Annotated in this window: 18 protein-coding genes; 13 read left to right on the top strand and 5 right to left on the bottom strand. The window is 65.0% G+C overall.

Features of this window, described 5'->3' with window-relative positions; translation table 11 throughout:
• Positions 1-42 precede the first annotated feature (42 nt).
• Entirely contained in the window at positions 43-312 is a 270-nt protein-coding gene (locus K5K93_RS00165) for a hypothetical protein (RefSeq protein WP_132824804.1), read from the top strand.
• Positions 313-441: 129 nt separating this feature from the next.
• Positions 442-690, top strand: coding sequence for a hypothetical protein (locus tag K5K93_RS00160; RefSeq protein WP_222389006.1), 249 nt, complete (start codon positions 442-444; stop codon positions 688-690).
• 38 nt (positions 691-728) lie between these two features.
• Here K5K93_RS00160 and K5K93_RS00155 read toward each other — a convergent pair whose 3' ends face one another.
• Positions 729-2264: an FAD-dependent monooxygenase gene (locus tag K5K93_RS00155; protein ID WP_222389004.1), complete on the bottom strand. Its 1536-nt coding sequence runs from the start codon at positions 2262-2264 to the stop codon at positions 729-731.
• A gap of 82 nt (positions 2265-2346) precedes the next feature.
• On the opposite strand from K5K93_RS00155, the gene K5K93_RS00150 reads away from it, so the two are divergent.
• Positions 2347-2991, top strand: a complete 645-nt coding sequence (locus K5K93_RS00150) for a TetR/AcrR family transcriptional regulator (protein WP_222389002.1) — start codon at positions 2347-2349, stop codon at positions 2989-2991.
• Between the two features lie 73 nt (positions 2992-3064).
• Positions 3065-5206, top strand: a complete 2142-nt coding sequence (locus K5K93_RS00145; protein ID WP_222389000.1) for a TonB-dependent receptor — start codon at positions 3065-3067, stop codon at positions 5204-5206.
• A gap of 57 nt (positions 5207-5263) precedes the next feature.
• Here the strand turns inward: K5K93_RS00145 and K5K93_RS00140 are convergent, their stop codons facing one another.
• Positions 5264-5545 (bottom strand): hypothetical protein, encoded by a 282-nt coding sequence (locus K5K93_RS00140; RefSeq protein WP_033831436.1) that lies wholly within the window; start codon positions 5543-5545, stop codon positions 5264-5266.
• 211 nt (positions 5546-5756) lie between these two features.
• Here K5K93_RS00140 and K5K93_RS00135 point away from each other — a divergent pair, with 211 nt between their 5' ends.
• The 7 genes from K5K93_RS00135 (at position 5757) to K5K93_RS00105 (ending at position 12710) form a co-directional block, all read left to right on the top strand.
• Positions 5757-6431, top strand: a complete 675-nt coding sequence (locus tag K5K93_RS00135) for a response regulator transcription factor (protein WP_025878734.1) — start codon at positions 5757-5759, stop codon at positions 6429-6431.
• A complete protein-coding gene (locus K5K93_RS00130) occupies positions 6431-7780 on the top strand; it encodes a HAMP domain-containing sensor histidine kinase (RefSeq protein WP_222388998.1) in 1350 nt (449 codons plus the stop codon). The genes K5K93_RS00135 and K5K93_RS00130 overlap by 1 nt, the downstream gene beginning before the upstream one ends.
• Positions 7781-8095: 315 nt before the next feature.
• Entirely contained in the window at positions 8096-8524 is a 429-nt protein-coding gene (locus tag K5K93_RS00125; RefSeq protein WP_261311884.1) for a hypothetical protein, read from the top strand.
• A 136-nt stretch (positions 8525-8660) separates the two neighbouring features.
• The gene (locus K5K93_RS00120; protein ID WP_222388996.1) at positions 8661-9851 is read left to right on the top strand and encodes an efflux RND transporter periplasmic adaptor subunit; all 1191 of its coding nucleotides are present in this window, start codon (positions 8661-8663) and stop codon (positions 9849-9851) included.
• Positions 9848-11812, top strand: a complete 1965-nt coding sequence (locus tag K5K93_RS00115) for a MacB family efflux pump subunit (protein WP_222388994.1) — start codon at positions 9848-9850, stop codon at positions 11810-11812. Before K5K93_RS00120 ends, K5K93_RS00115 begins: the two co-directional genes overlap by 4 nt.
• Before the next feature lie 90 nt (positions 11813-11902).
• Positions 11903-12301: a hypothetical protein gene (locus tag K5K93_RS00110; RefSeq protein ID WP_222388993.1), complete on the top strand. Its 399-nt coding sequence runs from the start codon at positions 11903-11905 to the stop codon at positions 12299-12301.
• A gap of 31 nt (positions 12302-12332) precedes the next feature.
• Positions 12333-12710 carry an EF-hand domain-containing protein gene (locus tag K5K93_RS00105; protein ID WP_134833383.1) on the top strand — a complete coding sequence of 126 codons (378 nt, stop codon included), beginning with the start codon at positions 12333-12335 and terminating at the stop codon, positions 12708-12710.
• A gap of 45 nt (positions 12711-12755) precedes the next feature.
• Here the strand turns inward: K5K93_RS00105 and K5K93_RS00100 are convergent, their stop codons facing one another.
• Together K5K93_RS00100 and K5K93_RS00095 are read right to left on the bottom strand one after the other, a co-directional pair.
• The gene (locus tag K5K93_RS00100) at positions 12756-14081 is read right to left on the bottom strand and encodes an XVIPCD domain-containing protein (protein WP_222388992.1); all 1326 of its coding nucleotides are present in this window, start codon (positions 14079-14081) and stop codon (positions 12756-12758) included.
• 19 nt (positions 14082-14100) lie between these two features.
• Entirely contained in the window at positions 14101-14964 is an 864-nt protein-coding gene (locus K5K93_RS00095; RefSeq protein WP_222388990.1) for a hypothetical protein, read from the bottom strand.
• Positions 14965-15484: 520 nt separating this feature from the next.
• Between K5K93_RS00095 and K5K93_RS00090 the strand changes: the two genes are divergently transcribed.
• Positions 15485-15844 (top strand): helix-turn-helix transcriptional regulator, encoded by a 360-nt coding sequence (locus tag K5K93_RS00090; RefSeq protein ID WP_222388989.1) that lies wholly within the window; start codon positions 15485-15487, stop codon positions 15842-15844.
• A 73-nt stretch (positions 15845-15917) separates the two neighbouring features.
• Here K5K93_RS00090 and K5K93_RS00085 read toward each other — a convergent pair whose 3' ends face one another.
• Positions 15918-16325, bottom strand: a complete 408-nt coding sequence (locus K5K93_RS00085) for a hypothetical protein (RefSeq protein ID WP_222388986.1) — start codon at positions 16323-16325, stop codon at positions 15918-15920.
• 703 nt (positions 16326-17028) lie between these two features.
• Between K5K93_RS00085 and K5K93_RS00080 the strand changes: the two genes are divergently transcribed.
• Entirely contained in the window at positions 17029-17415 is a 387-nt protein-coding gene (locus tag K5K93_RS00080) for a hypothetical protein (RefSeq protein WP_222388985.1), read from the top strand.
• Positions 17416-17849 lie beyond the last annotated feature (434 nt).

Genomic DNA, 17849 nt, shown 5'->3' with positions numbered 1-17849 from the left:
CAGAGTTGCGCACGCCCTCTCCCAAAGCGCGACACAGCCCTCATGCACCGCCAGCTTTCCCCCACCTGCCACGATGCGATTGCCCTGCGGGCCGGCGCGCTGGGCAGCGTCCTGGGCGTGGCGCTGTTCAAGGCCTTTGCACTCTCCGCGGCGGCGGCAGGCTCGATGATGACGGTGGCGCTGTGGCTGCTGGGGTGTGCTGTGTTGGCTGCATGGGCGCTGGCGGCCTGCCTGACCTGCCTGGCCTTGAGCCGGCGCGTGTTCGTGCTGATGCTCGCGCTGTCGACGGTGTTCCTGATCTGCATTGCCTGATTGTGCAGCGGGCAACCCTTGAGCACTTCCACAATTGTTACTCAATAACAAGTGCTGCCAGTCGGATTGCGCGTGAGTCAGGTCACGGATTGAATTCGATGGCCAGACCGGCCCTCTTGAGATCCCCCCATGCGCCTCCTGCAGCCCCTGCTCCGCTCCGCCCTCTGTGTCCTTGCACTCGTTTCGATCAGCGCCTGTGCCACCTATGATGACTCGGCCATGCACGCAGCCTGCCAGGAGTCGCCGCATGTGAAGGACCTGCCGCCTGAGGTTGCCGCCCGCGAAAGCCGATGCAGCAAGAGCATTGAGGTCTGGTCGAGCGAACGCAAAGGCAGTGACCAGCCGCTGGACCTGAGCGGCAAGAAGAAGGATCCCTGAAAGACGGCGGCGCAGCCCTGCGCGGGCTGCGCCGGAACTCAGGCAATTGCTTCCCTGCCAGCTGAGCTCGTCCATTCCTGTACCGCCTGCGCCAGTCCTGCCGCATCGGCGCCATCACTGGCCCAGGCGACAATGCCGTCCGGACGAACCAGCAGCGCCGACAGGCCCAGCGAATCGACAGCGGGCTGCGCGATGGACAGGATGCGGGCCCGCTCGACATCAACCGCCTCGCACAACGAGGCATCAGCATCGAACACCAGCAGCACCGCCTGCCCTGCCCGCAACAGTTCGCCCATGCGGCGACCATCGGCCAGCAGGAAATCCGGCGTGCTGCGGCCCACCAGCGGATGGGTATGGCCCAGATCCAGCGGCTGGCCCACGCCCCATACGCGCTCGGCGAGATAGGTGGCGCCATCGCACGTTTCGGCCAGATCGGCGACGATGGCAGCCAGTGCACGCGAGCCTGCGCTGGGGCGCATCAGTGCGACCTGCGCGCGCGACCATTCCAGCACGCGCGCGCCGATCGGATGGCGTTCGGCCTGATAGGTATCCAACAGCGCATCAGCTGCCTCGCCGCGCACGACGGCGGCGAGCTTCCAGCCAAGGTTCATCGCATCGCCCAGGCCCAGATTCAGACCCTGCCCACCCAGCGGCGAATGCACATGTGCGGCATCGCCGGCCAGCAGCACGCGGCCACGACGATAGGCGGTGGCCTGCCGTGCGCCGTCGGTCCAGGTGGTGGCCAGATGCAGTGCGGTGATCGTTGCTTCGCGGCCGGAGATGCGGCGCAGCAGCGCCTGTGCCGATTCGCGATCAAGTGGCTGGCGGTGGCCCGCGCCGCCGTCGAAGTCGGCCAGGGCGATCGTGCCCGGCGGATTGAAGTTGCACATGCCCTGCGCGGTGGTGTGACGCCCCGGGCTGAGTACCGTCGGATCTTCCAGTTCAACACTGAGCGAGTGGCCGGTGAACTCCGGGGCGGTGCCGGCAAAGCTGAAACCGCACTGCTTGCGCACGGTGCTGCGGCCTCCATCGCAGCCGACCAGCCAGCGCCCGCGGAAGGCCTGTCCGCCCGCCTCGACCTGGACCTCGTCGGCCCCTATCCGCACGCTCTGCACGCCTGCACCACGCAGGATCACTGCGCCCAGCGCCTGCGCGCGCTCGGCCAGCACGGCCTCCAGCGCCTGCAGTTCCACCGCCATCTGCGTGCCGACCGGGCTGGGCAGGCGCCACGGCCAGCGACCGCTGTCGACATTGTCCAGTGCAAACGGAATACCCGCGAAGTGACCACCCAGCTTGCGTGGCTGCGAGAGCCAGTGCGCGGTTCCCGGCGGCGGCGGGCCCTTCTCCGGCTTCAGCACCTGGCCGGCTGCCACCGCGTCCAGCAGACCGCGCCTGTCGAGCGCCTCCAGCGTCGGGGCATTCAAACCTCGCAGCCCGAACGGCAGGCGCTTCAGCGGCGAATCCGGCGAGGCCGCCTGCTCCAGTACCAGCACCGCGCTTCCTGCCTGACACAGTTCACAAGCCAGCAGCAGTCCCACCGGGCCAGCCCCGGCAATGACGACGTCGTACCGCATTGGAAATCCTCGTGAGCACCCGGTCGGCACTCTGGCGGCCACCATGTTACACTCGGTGTACTTTTCCACAAGTGACCCGCCCATGCCCCCGCCACCCGGCCGCCGCGAGCAGCGCAAAGCCGAGACCCGACAGGCGATTTCCGACGTCGCTACCCGGCTGATCATCGAGCGCGGCTTCGAGGCGGTGTCGATGAGCGAGATTGCTGATGCCGCCGGGGTTTCGCGCAAGACGGTGTTCAACTACTTCGCCAGCAAGGAACAGCTGGTGTTCGACCGTGACGACGAAGCGCGCCAGCTGCTGCGCGAGGGCATGGCCGCGCGCACGTCGATGACGCCGCTGGCCGCCTTCCAAGGGCTGGTGCGGGAACTGCTGGACACCGGCCATCCGCTGCTGCGGATCAACGCCGGTGCGGCGTCGTTCTGGAAAACCGTGGCCCAAAGCACCGTACTGGTGGCCCATGCGCGGCAGCTGCAGGCGCTGCTGACCGACGACCTGGCACAGCTGATGGCCGCGTCGGCGCGGCGGCCCGCGGATGATGCCGAGGCGCGACTGGGCGCCTCGATGCTGATGGCGTCGATGGTGGCCGCCTACGAACAGGGGCTGCGCGCCATGTCGTTCGGCGGCGATCCGCGGCAGGCGATGCTGCCGCTGATCGTGCGCGGCGCGAAGGGGACGCTGGTGGCATTGGCCGGTACGCCGTATACGGATCCGTCCGCGCGTCCATGACGCAATCGGGGGATGGGCACCCGATCATTGCAAATGCTAATCTTTCTCATTTGCAGACAAGCCTGATACGCCCATGCCCCACTTCCTGCCCCGCCGCAGCATTCTGTGCCTGGCGACGACACTGGCTTTTGCCGCCCCCGGATACGCGGCCGACGCCCCGCCCAGCCGCGTGCAGGAGCTGGACAAGGTGGAGGTGCGTGGCCGCGCACAGACGTTGTACCGGGTGGATGACGCGGCTGTCGGCACCCGCACCGATACACCGCTGGAACTGGTGCCGCAGTCCATCCAGGTACTGCCGCGCGAACTGATCGACGACCAGGCTGCACGCCAGGTGACCGATCTCTATCGCAGCATCAGCGGCATCAGCTACTTCAGCTATGCCGGGGTGACCCTGCGTGGTTTCCGCCAGGAGAACGTGCTGTATGACGGCCTGCGGGGCGACCCTTATGCGGGATTCTCGGTACCGCAGTTGTTCAACATCGAGCGGGTGGAAGTGCTGAAGGGGCCGGCCGGCGCACTGTACGGGGGTGGCGACGCTGGCGGCGTCATCAACTACGTGACCCGCAAGCCGAAGGCCACTGCCGAACGCCGCGTTGAACTGCAGATGGGAAACAAGGATTTCCGCGCCGGCTCGATCGAAGGTACCGGGCCGTTGAATGCAGCCGGCACGGTGCGCTACCGCGCCGGCCTGTATGGCGACAACGAGCAGGGCGTGCGCTGGAACACCGACAGTGAAAGCGTGATCGGCGATGCCTCGCTGGCCTTCGACGTGGGCGACACCGGCGAGCTGGTGCTGCAGTTCACCGACATTGCCCAGAACCTGGGCGGCAATCGCCTGCGCGGTGTTCCGGTCGATGACAGAGGCAATTTCCTGACCGACCGCCGCTGGAACCACAACGAGGCCAGCGACTTCCTGGACATGCGGGCCAAGGTGGCGCTGGCACAGTACCGTTTCGCGCCACGCGACAACCTGGACGTGGATATTGCCGCGCGCTGGTTCAGCAACAACGAACACCAGATGTACCACGAGCCGATGGGCCTGATCGACCGCGACCGCGACGGCGTGGCCGAATGGATGACCCGGCAGCTGCGCAACCAGATCCGCGACAACGAGGCGTTCACCGCCAACGCCAATGCGGTGTGGCGGGTAAGCACCGGTCCGGTGGAACACAAGGTGCTGTTCGGTGCGGACGTGTACCAGCTGGATGCGGACTTTACCGCGCAGACCGCCAACAGCGCCGACCTCGCGCGCGGCGCCGGCCCGGTGCGTGGCATCGACCTGTTCAATCCGGTGTATGGCGCCAGCACCTGGCACGATTACAACCTGTCCAGCCTGCCCTGGCGCAGCACCAGCACGCGCAGCAGGCGCTATGGCGGTTACCTGCAGGATGAGCTCGCCCTGACCCCGCGCTGGCACGTGCTGGCCGGCCTGCGCTGGGATGGGTTCAAGGACGATGACCGCCTTGCCGGCAGCAGCGTGGATGGCAACGACATCAGCTGGCGCCTGGGCAGTACGTTCACCGTTCGCGATGGACTGAACCTGTATGCCAACGTGGCCAACGGCTTCGTGCCGCAGTCGGCGGCCAACCAGAGTTCCGCCGCAGGCGGCCCGTTCGATGCCGAGCGCAGCAGGCAATGGGAAGTGGGCATGAAATCGCTGCTTGCCGAGCGCCTGAGCCTGAACCTGGCGGCCTACCGTATCGACCGCAGCAACATCGTGCAGGCCACTGGCGAGGTCATCAATGGTGTGAACCAACTGGCGGCGCTGGGCCTGGTGCGCAGCACCGGCATGGAGATGGATCTGTTGGCCGACGTGACCGAGCGCTGGGTGCTGAACCTGACCTACGCCTACAACGACGCGCGGGTGAAAGACGCAGGCCCCAATGGCATCACCAATGCCTCTGGCGATCGCTTCGCCAATGCACCGCGCAACAAACTGGGCCTGTGGACGCGCTACGACCTGCCGGCGATCAACTCGGCCGTTGGCTTCGGTGCCGACTACGTGGATGAGCGCATCAGCCTGGATGGCCAGCGCGTGAAGCCGTACACCGTGTTCGACATGAGCTGGAAAACCACGTGGAAGCAGTGGCAGTTCCAGGCCAACGTCAAGAACCTGTTCGACAAAGTGTATGCCGCCAGCGGATTCATCGAGCGCAACGGCCATTTCCCGGGCGAGCCGCGCCGGGTGTATGTGCAGGCCGGTTACAGCTTCTAGGCCAGCGCTGCAGCGCAACGCGACGGGGAAGTGGCATGGCCACTTCCCCGACCGGCGTCAGCCCGAGCAGGACACCAGCATCGAGCGCGTGGCCATCTGGGTGGAGGTGAAGCCGTTCTTGTTGCCGACCGCGATGGCGTTGCCCTCGTCGCCATCCTTGCTGAAGACCACGTAGCCACCGGGGCACATCTGCCCGGCCTTCTCGTAGCAACCGCTCCAGGAACTGGAGCCGCTGCAGTCGATGGAAACGCCGCGGCGGCCATCCGGGGTGACGGTCATCTTGGCGGTGGTGCAGCCGGTCAGCGTGGCGAGGAACAGCAGCGGAACGAACAACTTCATGGTGACTCCAGGGATGGGAACTGCGAATGGGTGCCAAGGCTGGAGCGCCTGGATTGCGTGAACCTTGCGCCGTCCCCACGGCGTCATCGCATCCCTGCATGACCTGCCGGCGGCTGTGCAGGCACGCCATGTTCACGCAATGTTCCTGTAATACGGTGCCGGCGCGTGCCGAACCGCCCTTCTGCGGCCCCACCCTGCCCAAGCCCTGCTGATGCACATCCTGCTGATCGAAGACGAAGCCGAACTGGCCGCCACCCTCAAGTCTGCCCTGCAGCGCGAGCGCTATGTGGTGGACGTGGCCAATACCCTGGCACTGGCGCGGGAGGCGGCCCTGTGCGGCCTGCACGATCTGGTGCTGCTGGACCGCACCCTGCCTGATGGCGATGGCCTGGCGTTGATTTCGGTGCTGCGCGAGCGCAACCCCGGGGTGCCGATCATCGTGCTGAGCGCGCTGGGCCAGTTGCCGGACCGGATTGCCGGGCTGGATGAAGGCGCCGATGACTACCTGGCCAAACCCTTCGCGCTGGAGGAGCTGTTCGCGCGGATCCGTGCTGCGGGCCGTCGTCCAAGCGGATTGCAGGTGGAGTCCATCAGCATCGGCCGATTGGTGTTCGACCCCGCCTCGGGCGAGGCCAGTGTGGGCGGCCAACGGCTGGAGCTGCCGCGGCGCGAGATCCGGGTGCTGGCCGCCCTCGCACGGCGCCTGGGCCGCACCGTGCTGCGCGAATCCATCGAGATGGCGGTGTATGGCTTCGACGACGGCATCCATTCCAACACCCTGGATTCGCACGTCTCGCGCCTGCGCCGAAAACTCGCTGACGCCGATGCGGGCGTGGAGATCCACGCCATTCGCGGGGTTGGCTATCTGATGCGGGAAAGCAAGTGATGGCGCGTCGCCCGTCGTTGAAGCGCCCACTGATCGTCAAGACGCTGATCTACCAGTTGCTCGCACTGCTGGTGGCCTTCTTCGCCCTGCTGATGGTGCTGGTTCGTGCCGACAGCGGTGGCTACTACACCATCCAGACCTTCGCACCGGTGGCGGCCGAGGCGGTGCACCGCGACCGCAACGGCGAACTGTACGTGCAGCACACGCCGGAGCTGTCCGAACTGCTGAAGATCGTCCCTGGCGCATGGTTCATCGCCGAGGACGAGCATGGGCACCACGTCACCTTCGGTCATGTGCCACCGGCCTATGCCTCGCTGGTCGGCGCCCTCGATGGCATCCCCTATGGCGACCTGCGCGGGCGTGATCGCAGCGATGGCCTGGCCGTGGTGGTACGCCAGCACAGCGGACCGGCCGGCAAGCTGACCATCATGGCCCATGGCGAAACCGATTCGCTGACCATGCAGATGGCGTTGGCCGCGCACATCATCACCCTGCCGATCTTCCTCCTGCTGGCGCTGGCCACCATCATCCTGACGCCGATCATCGTGCGGCGGGCACTGGCCGGTGTCGAGCGCATCGCGCAGGAAGCCCGCAACATCTCGGCCAGCCGTCGTGGCATCCGCCTGACCGAGACCGCGGTGCCGGTGGAGATCGCGCCGCTGGTAACCGCCGTCAACGATGCATTGGGTCGGTTGGATGAAGGACACGAGCGGCAACGCCGTTTCATCGCCGCAGCGGCGCATGAGTTGCGCACGCCGATCGCGATCCTGCGGGTAAAGATCGATGCCGCGGATGATTCGACTTCGCGCAGCCTGGCCGTGGAAGTCGCGCGTCTGGCGACCCTGGCCGAGCAGCTGCTGGACCTTCATCGCATGGAAAAGGACGGTCCGAAGGAAACCCTCAACCTGGCCCGGGTGGCCAAACGGGTGGCGGCCGATCTAGCGCCCCTGCTGATCCAGTCGGACAAGACGGTGGCGGTGGCGGTGGAACCACACTTCCCAGTGCTCGGTGAAGCTGGCGCGGTCGAACGGGTGATCTCCAACCTGGTGTTGAATGCCGCCGAGCACGGTGGCCGCCAGATCATTGTGCGGGTGCAGGGCAGCTGCCTGGAAGTGGAAGACGATGGCCCCGGCATTCCGGTGGACCAGCGCGAACGTGTGTTCGAGCCGTTCCAGCGACTGCGCCCACGGCAGACCGGCGCCGGCCTGGGACTGAACCTGGTGCGGCAGGTGATCGACCGTCACGGTGGCCATGTCACTATTCTGGATGCCCCCGGTGGCGGCGCGCTGATCCGCGTCGAATTCCCACAGCACCCGGGCGTTGTCTCTGCGCCATCGCTAGAGCACTGAGGACGTCCGCACATCGGTGACTGCCGCCTGTCCGTGCGCTGCAGACAGCGATGACACGCAAGGTTGCGGCAATGTTCGCTGCGCAGCATCGAATCGATGGCATCTGCGGTGCCATCGCGTTCCATCCTGACAGGAAGCCTGCACGTGACCGAAGGAGTTCCTCCACCCTCCTATTCTGCCCGATCCCGCGCGACACCAGCCACATCTGGTTTGACCGCGGCTGCGTGGAATAGACGCTCGCATGCCGATCGCGCGCGCGGACTGCCGCATTGGCCACAGTGGGTGCGCGCGATCCCTGCGGCGAAGCGTCCGAACGTGCTGATTCGTCTTTTTGCCGCGCTGTTCCTGCTGCTGCCCGGCAGTGCACTGGTGGTTTCAACGCACCGCCATGCACACGCAGCACTGACCAGCGCAGTGCTGCTCTTCGTCGTCGCACATGCCGTGCTGCACGCGCTGTCCGCATGGCGATCAACTACAGCGCGAACCCTTCCTGCTGCTCTGCGCAACGTAGACAGGCATGCAGCGTGGATGATGCTGGCCAGCGCGTGGGTCCCGCTGGTGATACATCGCGTGCACGCGCAGCCGACCAGCACACTCGCTGCCGCAGGGCTGGTGATCGGCACGCTGTGCCAGCTCTGCAGCCTGCGCATGACGTCCAACCGCCTTCGCAACGCGTTGCTGGTGCTGGGCAGTGCCTTGCAGTTCGTCGCCGTGGCGCTGGTCATCGCCATGGAAGTGACCTGACAACCACGACAGCGCCGCAAGGTTCACGCAATCCATCACGTTGAGACTCGACGGCCATCCACGCCCGGTACCCGGCGCGTGCATCTCTCCTGCCGCGAGGACCACCGATGACCTGCCCCTTCTGGATGCTGTGCGAATGAGCACGGCACCGCGTAAACACCGCCGACTGCTGATGACCGCCGGTGCCGTACTGTGCACTGCCATTGCCGCCTGGTTCTGGCTCCGACCGGCACCGCCACCACTGCTGCAGCTCGCGACCGTGGTGCGTGGGAACATCGAGCAGGTGGTGGAAGCCACCGGCACCCTGAAGCCATCACGGCTGGTAAGCGTGGGCGCGCAGGTTTCCGGACGCATCGAAACCCTGCACGTGAAGCTGGGCGACAAGGTGAAGGCAGGTGACCCGATTGCCGACATCGACTCCCGTACCCAGCGCAATGCACTGCTGAGTGCGCAGGCAGCGCAGCGCACCGCACGCGCCAACCGCGATGCACTGGCCACCGATCTGCGCCAGTTCGAACTGACCCTGCGGCGGCAGCAACGGCTGGTCGCATCGCAGCTGGTTGCCCGCGCGAACTTCGACGCAGCCACCGCCAAGGTGGAGGCGACACGCGAACAGATCAAAGCGCTGGATGGGGAGATCGTGCAGCGGCAGACCGAGGTGGACATCGCGCAGACCAATCTGGAATACACCCGCATCACCGCGCCTACCGATGGCACGGTGCTGGCGGTGGTCGCCCGTCAGGGGCAGACGGTGAACGCGGTACAGAGCGCACCCACCATCGTCATGCTGGGCAACCAGGACGTGATGACTGTCTATGCCGAAATCTCCGAGGCCGACGTTGTGCACACCACGGTCGGCCAGGAGGCCTTCTTCACCATCCTTGGCGATGCGGGCCGCCGCTACAGCAGCACGCTGCGCGACATTGCGCCCGCGCCCGAATCGATCACCAACGAAGATGCATCCAGCCTCACGTCACCGGCGTTGTCCGCCGGCAGCCGTACCGCCATGTACTACAACGGCCAGTTCGACGTGGACAACAGTGATGGGCGCCTGCGCAGCTACATGACCGCCCAGGTACGCATCGTGCTCGGCCGTGCCAACAACGTGCTGACCATCCCCTCCGCCGCGCTGGGTGCGCGGGCCGGCGATGGCAGCTACAGCGTGCAGGTTCGCGGTGCAGACGGGCGCGCCGTGGCGCGGCGCATCACCATCGGGCTGGATGACCAGATCCAGGTGGAAGTACGCAGCGGCTTGAAGCAAGGCGAGCAGGTCGTTCTGGCTCAAGCCGGCGACGAAGACGCCGCCGCACCCGCGCAGCCCCGATGAGCGCCCCCATGAGCGAGCCTCTGCTGAGCGTACGTGGGCTGCGCCGTGAATTCGCTGCCGGCGAGCAGGCGCTGGTGGTACTGGACGGTGTGGACCTGGACATCCATGCCGGTGAACTGGTGGCCATCGTCGGCCAGTCCGGCTCGGGCAAGTCGACGCTGATGAACATTCTCGGCTGCCTTGATCGGCCCTCAGCCGGCGAATACCAGATTGCAGGGCGCCAGACCGCGCAGATGTCGCCCGACGAACTGGCCGAACTGCGCCGCGAACACTTCGGCTTCATCTTCCAGCGTTACCACCTGCTGGCCGACCTGACCGCGCTGGGCAACGTGGAAGTGCCGGCGATCTATGCCGGCATGCCCTTCCCCGCGCGCCACGCGCGGGCCGCCGAACTGCTGGCGCGGCTGGGCCTGGGGGAACGCATGCAACATCTGCCCGGCGAGCTGTCGGGCGGCCAGCAGCAACGCGTGTCGATTGCCCGCGCACTGATGAATGGCGGTGCGGTGATTTTCGCCGACGAACCGACCGGCGCCCTGGATACACAGTCGGGCAAGGAAGTGATGAAGATCCTCGGCGAGCTGCATGCCGAAGGCCACACCGTGGTGCTGGTGACCCATGACATGGCGGTGGCCGAGCACGCCCAGCGCCTCATCGAGATCCGCGATGGTCGGATTGTCGATGACCGTGCCACGGGTACTGCGTCGGCAGCGGGTGTGGCGCCGTCCGCGCTGCCGCAACGCAACGATGGCATCGGCTGGCAGGCCGTGCGCGATCGCTTCTCCGAGGCTTTCCGCATGGCCCTGCGCGCCATGAATGCGCACCGCATGCGTACCTTCCTGACCATGCTCGGCATCATCATCGGCATCGCCTCGGTGGTTTCGGTGGTCGCGCTGGGTACGGGCGCGCGGCAGGCCATCCTGTCCAACATCTCTTCGCTGGGCACCAGCACCATCGAGATCTATCCAGGCTCCGGCTTTGGCGACCTGCACGCGGCGCGGGTGGAGACCCTTACCCCAGGTGACAGCGTGGCCCTGGCAGGGCAACCGTTCGTGGACAGCGCCACCCCGGGCGTAGCCACCACGGGCACTGCCCTGCGCGGCAACCGTTCGGCCAGCGTGCAGGTGCAGGGCGTCAGCGAACAGTACTTCCGCGTGCATGGATTGAAGCTGGGCGAAGGCACCTTCTTCGGCGCGCAGGGTGTGGCCGGCTACCAGCAGGTGGCGATCATCGACGCCAACACCCGCGCGCGCTTCTTCGCCGCAGCCGAGAACCCGATCGGGCAGACCCTGCTGCTGGGCACCGTGCCGGTGCGCGTGGTGGGTGTGGTGAAGAAAGATGCCGGCGCCGCCGGCGACGCCTCGCTGCTACGGGTGTGGATGCCCTACACCACGGCCATGGCGCGGGTGTTGGGCCAGAGCCATGTATCCAGCATCACCGTGCGCGTATCCGATGCGATCAGCATGGAAGCGGCCGAGCAGGCCATCGCACGATTGCTGACCCGCCGCCACGGCAGTACCGACTTCTACATGAGCAACAACGCGCAGATCCGCCACTCGATTGAACAGACCACCGGCATCCTCACCATGATGATCAGCTCCATCGCCGCCATCGCGCTGGTGGTGGGTGGTATAGGAGTGATGAACATCATGCTGGTATCAGTGACCGAGCGCACCCGTGAGATCGGCGTACGCATGGCCGTGGGCGCGCGCCGCAGCGACATCCTGCAGCAGTTCCTGATCGAGTCGGTACTGGTGTGCCTGCTTGGTGGTGTGCTGGGCATTGGTGTGGCGTTGCTGCTGGGCGCGGTGCTGGCACTGGCGGACGTAGGCTTCAGCCTGGTGTTCTCGGCGAGCTCGATCATTGCGGCATTCGCGTGCTCCAGCCTGATCGGCATCGGTTTCGGCTTCCTGCCTGCACGTCGCGCGGCGCAGCTGGACCCGGTGGAAGCACTGATCCGGTAGTCGTTGCAATTGCCTGCGGTGACGGCAGGTTCGCGCAATGTCTGCGGTGTGTACTGCAGCTACCGACGATGTCCGCACAGGAGCTGGACGATGTTTCTGAAAACAGGAAGGACTGCGCTGCTGCTGGCAGCAGCCGCACAACTGCTGGTGCTGATGCCGTATTCCGGCGATGCCCATGCGCAGCGTGGCGACCGCTACAACCCGCAGTGGAACCAGGACTATCGTGACCGCGAACGCGATGACTGGCAGCGCCGCGAGCGGGAGCGTGAGCGTGAGCGTGAGCGTGAGCGTCGGCACGATGCCAAGACCACGGGCGTGGTGGTGGGCGTCGTGGGCGCGGCTGTGGTAGCGGGCGTGATCGCGGCAGCGGCGAAGCGCGAGCGGGAAACACGCGAGCGCGCCGACTACTGCATGAACCGCTACGGCAACTACGACCGGCGTACCGACAGCTATCGCGACCGCGATGGCTACACCTACCCCTGCCGCTGACTCCCTCGATCAAGGACTACATGCAATGCATATGAACAAGACCGCCCTGCTGATCGCGCTGTGCGCCGCCCCGCTGCTTGCACAGGCGGCGCCAGCCGACCCGAAACAGGCCTATATCGATTCCACCTTCACCGCGATGGACAGCAACAAGGACGGTCGCGTCGACAAGGGCGAGTTTGCTACGTATCAGCAGGCACGCTTCAGCAAGCAGGCTGACTCGATCGATGCCGCGTTCGCTGCGATGGACAAGAACAAGGACGGAAAGATCAGCAAGGAAGAAGCGACCGTGGTGCCGGAAATTGCGAAGTACTTCACGGGGCTGGATACCGACGGCGATGGCTACCTGTCGCTGAAGGAAATGCAGCAGGCGATGGTGGCGGCGCAGACTGCCGACGCACCGGGCAAGTGACGGGTGCGGGGACAATGGGAATACCCCACTGCCCCTTGCTGTGCACTATGCCAGGCGCATTGCCGGATGCTCGCGCACCTGGTTGTCCAGTTCCTGCTGCTGACGCTGGGACTGGGCTTGTTGCCGTTCTGCACTGGCCAGCTCCAGACGCTGCAACGACTGCTCTACCGGCGTCTGCACGGCCACATCGGTGGGCATGGAAGCCCTCAGGTGTGCCGGGTCGTTCATCTCGCCCTGCACCACGAACACGTTGCGGCCCGCTGGGCTGTCCGCCGTCTGCGCGCTGAGCAGCACATGGTCGGCACGGTCCAGGTTGTTCTGCCGGGCCAGGACCATCACGCTGGCAGTCAGACGTTCACTGCTTTCATCCGGCGTGCGTCCTGCTCTGGCGTCGATGCCGGCGACATGCCCGCTGATCTGCTGCAGCAGACTGTACTCGGCGTGGTCCGGGCCAATGTCCGCCAGACGCGTTGGCGAGCCCTGGGGGGCTGGCATGCCATCAACCGATGCAGTGAGCGGGCTGCGGGTGATGGTTCGGTACGGATCTTCCGGGTGGAACTGGGTGGCCTTCTGCTGGCGCTCCAGGCGGACTTCGCGGGCATCGTTGAGTTCGGCGATGCGGGCCGGATTGGTGATCTCGCGCAGCGAACTGTGCCCACCGCCGGAGGTGACACTGACCCACTTGCTGTCCTTTTCAAAGTACAACGCGTAGGAATTGAGGCCGCCGATGACGTTGGGGTCGACCGAGGAGCGGCCACCCAGGGCCTGGGTGACTTCATGGAACGTCAGCGTGCCGAGGTACTGGCTCCCCTTGCTCAATCCCATCTGGGTGATGGCATCGCGGCTGGTACTTCCCACCCGAGGCAATCCGGCCCCATCGTTGTCGAGCATGTTGCTCCAGATCTGCTCGAGCTTCTGCGGGCCACTCTTTTCCAGTGCGGCCTGAAGCAGCACGCGGGGTGTCCAGCAATTGGGATCCAGATGATGCTGATCGAAGGCGCGGTCGTGGGCCAGCATCACGTCAGCCCCAGGCAGGTTCAGCGCCAGGTCCGGGCGGCGTTCGGCCATCCACTTCTGCCGTAGCTCCAGATCTCTATCAAGCAGTGTCTGCCCAAACGATTCCCACTGGCGCTCGGTCAATTCGGCGTTCGGAAACCGGGAACCTTCATCTTGCTGCGTCCTGGCAACGCTTTGCGCGTAGCTGTTCGCAACCCTTCCTGGCAGGCTGTCATTCCTGACGACACCCAGTGCCAGCGTTCCGTAACCGTCGGCGTCCGGCAACTGCGACAGGTAGTTCCAATAGAGCTCGCGGTTGCCATCCTTGGCATAGCTGCCAAGGATCCTGAGGTCATGTTCGGTCAATCCACTCATGCCTGAATCCTTCCTTGGATCAATTGGATCGGGTGCGCGTGATGACATCTCTGACAGCGTCTTCCATACGCTTCCAGTCCTTCAGGAAGGCTCTCTTGTAGTCCAGGGTAACGGAGAGCTTGTTGTCACTATCCACGAAGTAGTGAACACAGCCGGCGGCAACCTCACCTTGCACGCTGATCACCTGATCCCCCTCCAGCCGCACGCCATCCTGACGAAAGCCCTCGGCATCACACTTGATGAACGTGCTGATCCGGCCATCGGCTTGTCGTGCGATGTACCAGTCCCTTTCGTAAGCTGGATTCCTGACGGGAGCCTTCCCATATCGCGCCTCGTAGCGCTTTGCGAACTCCTTCATCGCCGCTTCGTCGATGGCGTACGGCGTCAACCCCATTGTCTCAGGCTGGGGAATTCGAAGATCGAGCCTATCCCTGGGATCTCCGCGTTCCACCGAATCCGCCTCGGCAAGGGCCTCGTTGGACGCGTAGCGCTCCATCAAGTCTTCGATGGGAACGCGATCAACGTAATTGATCCGAACGGAAATTTCCTTGCGGAAATCATTCGTACGGGGATTGGCCCGTGCGCCCGGTGCGGTTGGCGTCATGTCCGGCCATTCAATGACCAGCGAAACGCCTTCACCCGGCCATGGCGCAATCTGGCTGTCCAGATAGTTGGCGGGGATACGGAAGGTGTTTGGCCCCAGCTTCACGTCGACGGGCGCGTTGGTATAGGTGTGGCCGTTGAGGGTGCGGCCGGTCTGCGTTGCGCCGGACATGGCAGGATTCCTTTCGTTTTCGGTGGACGGCGGTCGTGCGCAGGCACTGGCGCTCACAGCAACGGCGATTGCGAGTGCCAAGCACCGGCCGGAGGACATCGGGTGCATCGGGCCATTCCATTGCGGGGTTTGGCTCCACTATAGGCAAAGGCCGATCAACGGGACAGGAACGTCATCACTACCTGCCCACGATCAGACTTTTCCTACGCACCTCCGTCGCCGTACCAGTTGGCACATTCAACGCCACTGCAGATCGACGTGGCATCGCGGGCAGGAGTGGTAGGCAGATTCCGGGCGGACCGCGAGTGCGCCCACAATGCCGATCAGTATCGACATGGCCAGCATCCCGGTGACGCCCATCAATACGAAACCAACTGCACCGCCAAGCAGCGCGAGAAGCGTGAATGCCCACCCGGAGCTAGACCAATGCCCGCGGCCATTGCGGATGGCCATCGGGCCGCGGTATCCGCAGGCAAGGCAGGTTGTCGAAGTTGTGCTGCCAGGCGGCGCTGGCCGCGAAGACGGCTTCATGCCCCACCCCCGCCTACGATGCTACAAATAATGTAGCATACGAAATGTGGGCCGGTTGCCATCCTGTAGACCGTTACAGGATGCGCCCAGGCGGGTAATGTCCCCCACACCTCTCCGCGACCAGTTCACCAAGCGCCTCAAAGAAGCGCGCTTGGCGATGGGCATTTCCCAGCGCGAGCTGGGCCGGCGCATTGGCTTGTCTGAGGATGTGGTGTCCAGCCGGGTGACACGCTACGAACAGGGCACGTCGGAGCCGGACTTTGCCACTGCCGGCAAGATGGCTGCCGAACTGGGCGTTCCTCTCGCCTATCTATTGGCCGATAGCGATGTACTGGCCAATGTCATTCTCGCAGCCGCCAGGATGCCGCACGCAGAACAGCGACGCCTGGCCGCCGAATTGAAAGAGCGCGCGAAGCGGTCGAGCGTCGCAGAGCAAGCAGAAAGCGACAGCGACTAGCACGGCGCTTGAACCCCAGGCATGGGGACCACGTTGGAAGTCCCCACCCTTCCCGTTGCGGCGCACCTGTGAATCAAGGGTCGAGACAGCGCTCCGCCTGCAGCGACAGCGCTTCGCAGGCATCAAACAGCCCATCGACCAGCGCCGCCGACGGATAGAAGCCCGGTTCTTCGTTCTCCCGGGCTACGTGTGCGGCGTGCAACATGGCAGTGAGCGCGGTGATGCCCGAGGCGCTGCGGGTGGCCAGGGCCAGATCGAATGCGCGGCCGGGTGTGAGGCGGGTTTCGGTCCAGGGCGCGCCATCCGCACGGCGGCCTTTGCCGTGGCTTTGCAGGAACGTGAAGAACGCCGATGGCGGCACGGACTCGGCGGCATCACTGAGTGCGTCTTCCATCTTTTCGGCGAGAGCATTGGGAAGATCGCGCACGGCATCGCCGAGCAGCGCGTGCAGACGGGGATAGTCGGGAAGCAGGTCAGGCATGGCGGCAACCTCACGGTGTGGCCACCTGCAGATGCAAGGTGGCGGACGGTGCGGGTTGGCGTGCCGGATACGTACCGCTAAAGCCGACGGATCGAGAGATCCCCACGCACCGCCCGCCATGGACTGGCAGACGGTGCATTGTCGTGATTGCAGTTGTGCCTGCAAGCACGACCGGTAGCGGTACGTAAGTTCGGGACGCCAATCCCGGCCGAGGCAGGTGCCTTGGCGACGCCATGGTTGACTCGTTGCGGCGGCGATGAAAAGCAGGGAAAGCTCGCATCAGTGCGTGGTTGCGGATGTTGCGTCATGGGATGCCGATTTGCGCATTGAATGGCGCGCTTTGCATGCCGGATACCGCCGAGAATCTGGACCGCCCATACGCAGCGTGGTGTCAGAAGCGACACGCGCTACGCGAGGCGCAGCGAGATCCGGACACACCTGCCGTCAACGCGCAGAACGTCGCAATCCGCCCCGTCCGCGCTCGGTGTCTCGACCCGCCAAGGTGTCGTGGGCACTTACCGGAAACGCTTCCACCGCAAGGGCTCAAAGGCCGCCAAGTGACGTACCTACTCCGCGCCCATCAAGTCCGATACCGCGCGGGTCAGTAAGGTCGCCGGCTTCAATCGATTCAGGAGCTGACCGTGACTTTCACTTCCTGGCGCAACATTCTCGTTGCCGCTGGTGTGGCTATTGCCTCTCTGTGGTGGCCTACAAAGACCATCATCGCCATGCCCTTGCCGACGGGCTCGACGGGCGGGATGCCGTGGGCCTGGTGACTGAAGTCACCTGGGACGAGCGAAAGGGTCGAGAGAACAATTTCGTCCTGAATGTCGAGTTCGAAACTGAAGACGGCCAGGAGCGGGTGGAGAAGATTGCGGTATCCAACAGCCTCGGCAATCAGATGTGTGCATCCGACGAAGCCGAGGAGATCGATATCCGCTACTACCTCCACGATCCGTCCGTGGCGGTGGCCGCTGGAGATGCTGACAATTCGCTTCTGATGCTATGGCTGGCCATTGCCTCCGGTCTGGTGGCGCTGGGCTTGGTTGCGGTGCGGCTCCTCAAGGGGCGGAAGGTCCAAGCCGCCTGACCCAACGCTCTTGTATCGGCGACCGCTCGTAGGTCGCTGCGACAGGTGGGCTCTACACCGACTCCCCGGACATCCTGCCCGAGACCGCCAAGCGCGCCAGATCTATGACAAGGCCAGCCCGCCTTCAAGCGAGGCACAGTGCTGGGGAAGAGGCGCCGCATGATGACGGGGTGGGCCAACTTCTGCAGGTACGCATTGACGCAGGCTTAGGCATTCTGAATGTGTGATCCAGCGCTCATACCTTGGCATGACGGGTCGAGACCTTGGAGCCCAACCGATGCGGGCCGTATAGTCAGATGACGCAGAGCAATGGAGCGCCGGTGAACGTCACCTCGCAAGGCCCTGAATCATCGGGTCGGATGGATGAAGGCCATGGAAATGAACAGTCAGCGAGACTAGGGCTGTCGCGTCTGCCCCCAGGTCTGGCGCAAGGC

The organism is Stenotrophomonas sp. DR822, assembly GCF_019793815.1.
Lineage (GTDB): Bacteria > Pseudomonadota > Gammaproteobacteria > Xanthomonadales > Xanthomonadaceae > Stenotrophomonas > Stenotrophomonas indicatrix.
Note: the sequence above shows the minus strand (reverse complement) of the source record. Positions and strands in the feature narration are given on the sequence as shown.

What these genes read in the sequence shown, in the direction of transcription:
- K5K93_RS00165 (WP_132824804.1), top strand. Translation starts at nt 43, where the DNA reads ATGCACCGCCAGCTTTCCCCCACCTGCCACGATGCGATTGCCCTGCGG.
- K5K93_RS00160 (WP_222389006.1), top strand. Translation starts at nt 442, where the DNA reads ATGCGCCTCCTGCAGCCCCTGCTCCGCTCCGCCCTCTGTGTCCTTGCA.
- K5K93_RS00155 (WP_222389004.1), bottom strand. Translation starts at nt 2,264, where the DNA reads ATGCGGTACGACGTCGTCATTGCCGGGGCTGGCCCGGTGGGACTGCTG.
- K5K93_RS00150 (WP_222389002.1), top strand. Translation starts at nt 2,347, where the DNA reads ATGCCCCCGCCACCCGGCCGCCGCGAGCAGCGCAAAGCCGAGACCCGA.
- K5K93_RS00145 (WP_222389000.1), top strand. Translation starts at nt 3,065, where the DNA reads ATGCCCCACTTCCTGCCCCGCCGCAGCATTCTGTGCCTGGCGACGACA.
- K5K93_RS00140 (WP_033831436.1), bottom strand. Translation starts at nt 5,545, where the DNA reads ATGAAGTTGTTCGTTCCGCTGCTGTTCCTCGCCACGCTGACCGGCTGC.
- K5K93_RS00135 (WP_025878734.1), top strand. Translation starts at nt 5,757, where the DNA reads ATGCACATCCTGCTGATCGAAGACGAAGCCGAACTGGCCGCCACCCTC.
- K5K93_RS00130 (WP_222388998.1), top strand. Translation starts at nt 6,431, where the DNA reads ATGGCGCGTCGCCCGTCGTTGAAGCGCCCACTGATCGTCAAGACGCTG.
- K5K93_RS00120 (WP_222388996.1), top strand. Translation starts at nt 8,661, where the DNA reads ATGAGCACGGCACCGCGTAAACACCGCCGACTGCTGATGACCGCCGGT.
- K5K93_RS00115 (WP_222388994.1), top strand. Translation starts at nt 9,848, where the DNA reads ATGAGCGCCCCCATGAGCGAGCCTCTGCTGAGCGTACGTGGGCTGCGC.
- K5K93_RS00110 (WP_222388993.1), top strand. Translation starts at nt 11,903, where the DNA reads ATGTTTCTGAAAACAGGAAGGACTGCGCTGCTGCTGGCAGCAGCCGCA.
- K5K93_RS00105 (WP_134833383.1), top strand. Translation starts at nt 12,333, where the DNA reads ATGAACAAGACCGCCCTGCTGATCGCGCTGTGCGCCGCCCCGCTGCTT.
- K5K93_RS00100 (WP_222388992.1), bottom strand. Translation starts at nt 14,081, where the DNA reads ATGAGTGGATTGACCGAACATGACCTCAGGATCCTTGGCAGCTATGCC.
- K5K93_RS00095 (WP_222388990.1), bottom strand. Translation starts at nt 14,964, where the DNA reads ATGCACCCGATGTCCTCCGGCCGGTGCTTGGCACTCGCAATCGCCGTT.
- K5K93_RS00090 (WP_222388989.1), top strand. Translation starts at nt 15,485, where the DNA reads ATGTCCCCCACACCTCTCCGCGACCAGTTCACCAAGCGCCTCAAAGAA.
- K5K93_RS00085 (WP_222388986.1), bottom strand. Translation starts at nt 16,325, where the DNA reads ATGCCTGACCTGCTTCCCGACTATCCCCGTCTGCACGCGCTGCTCGGC.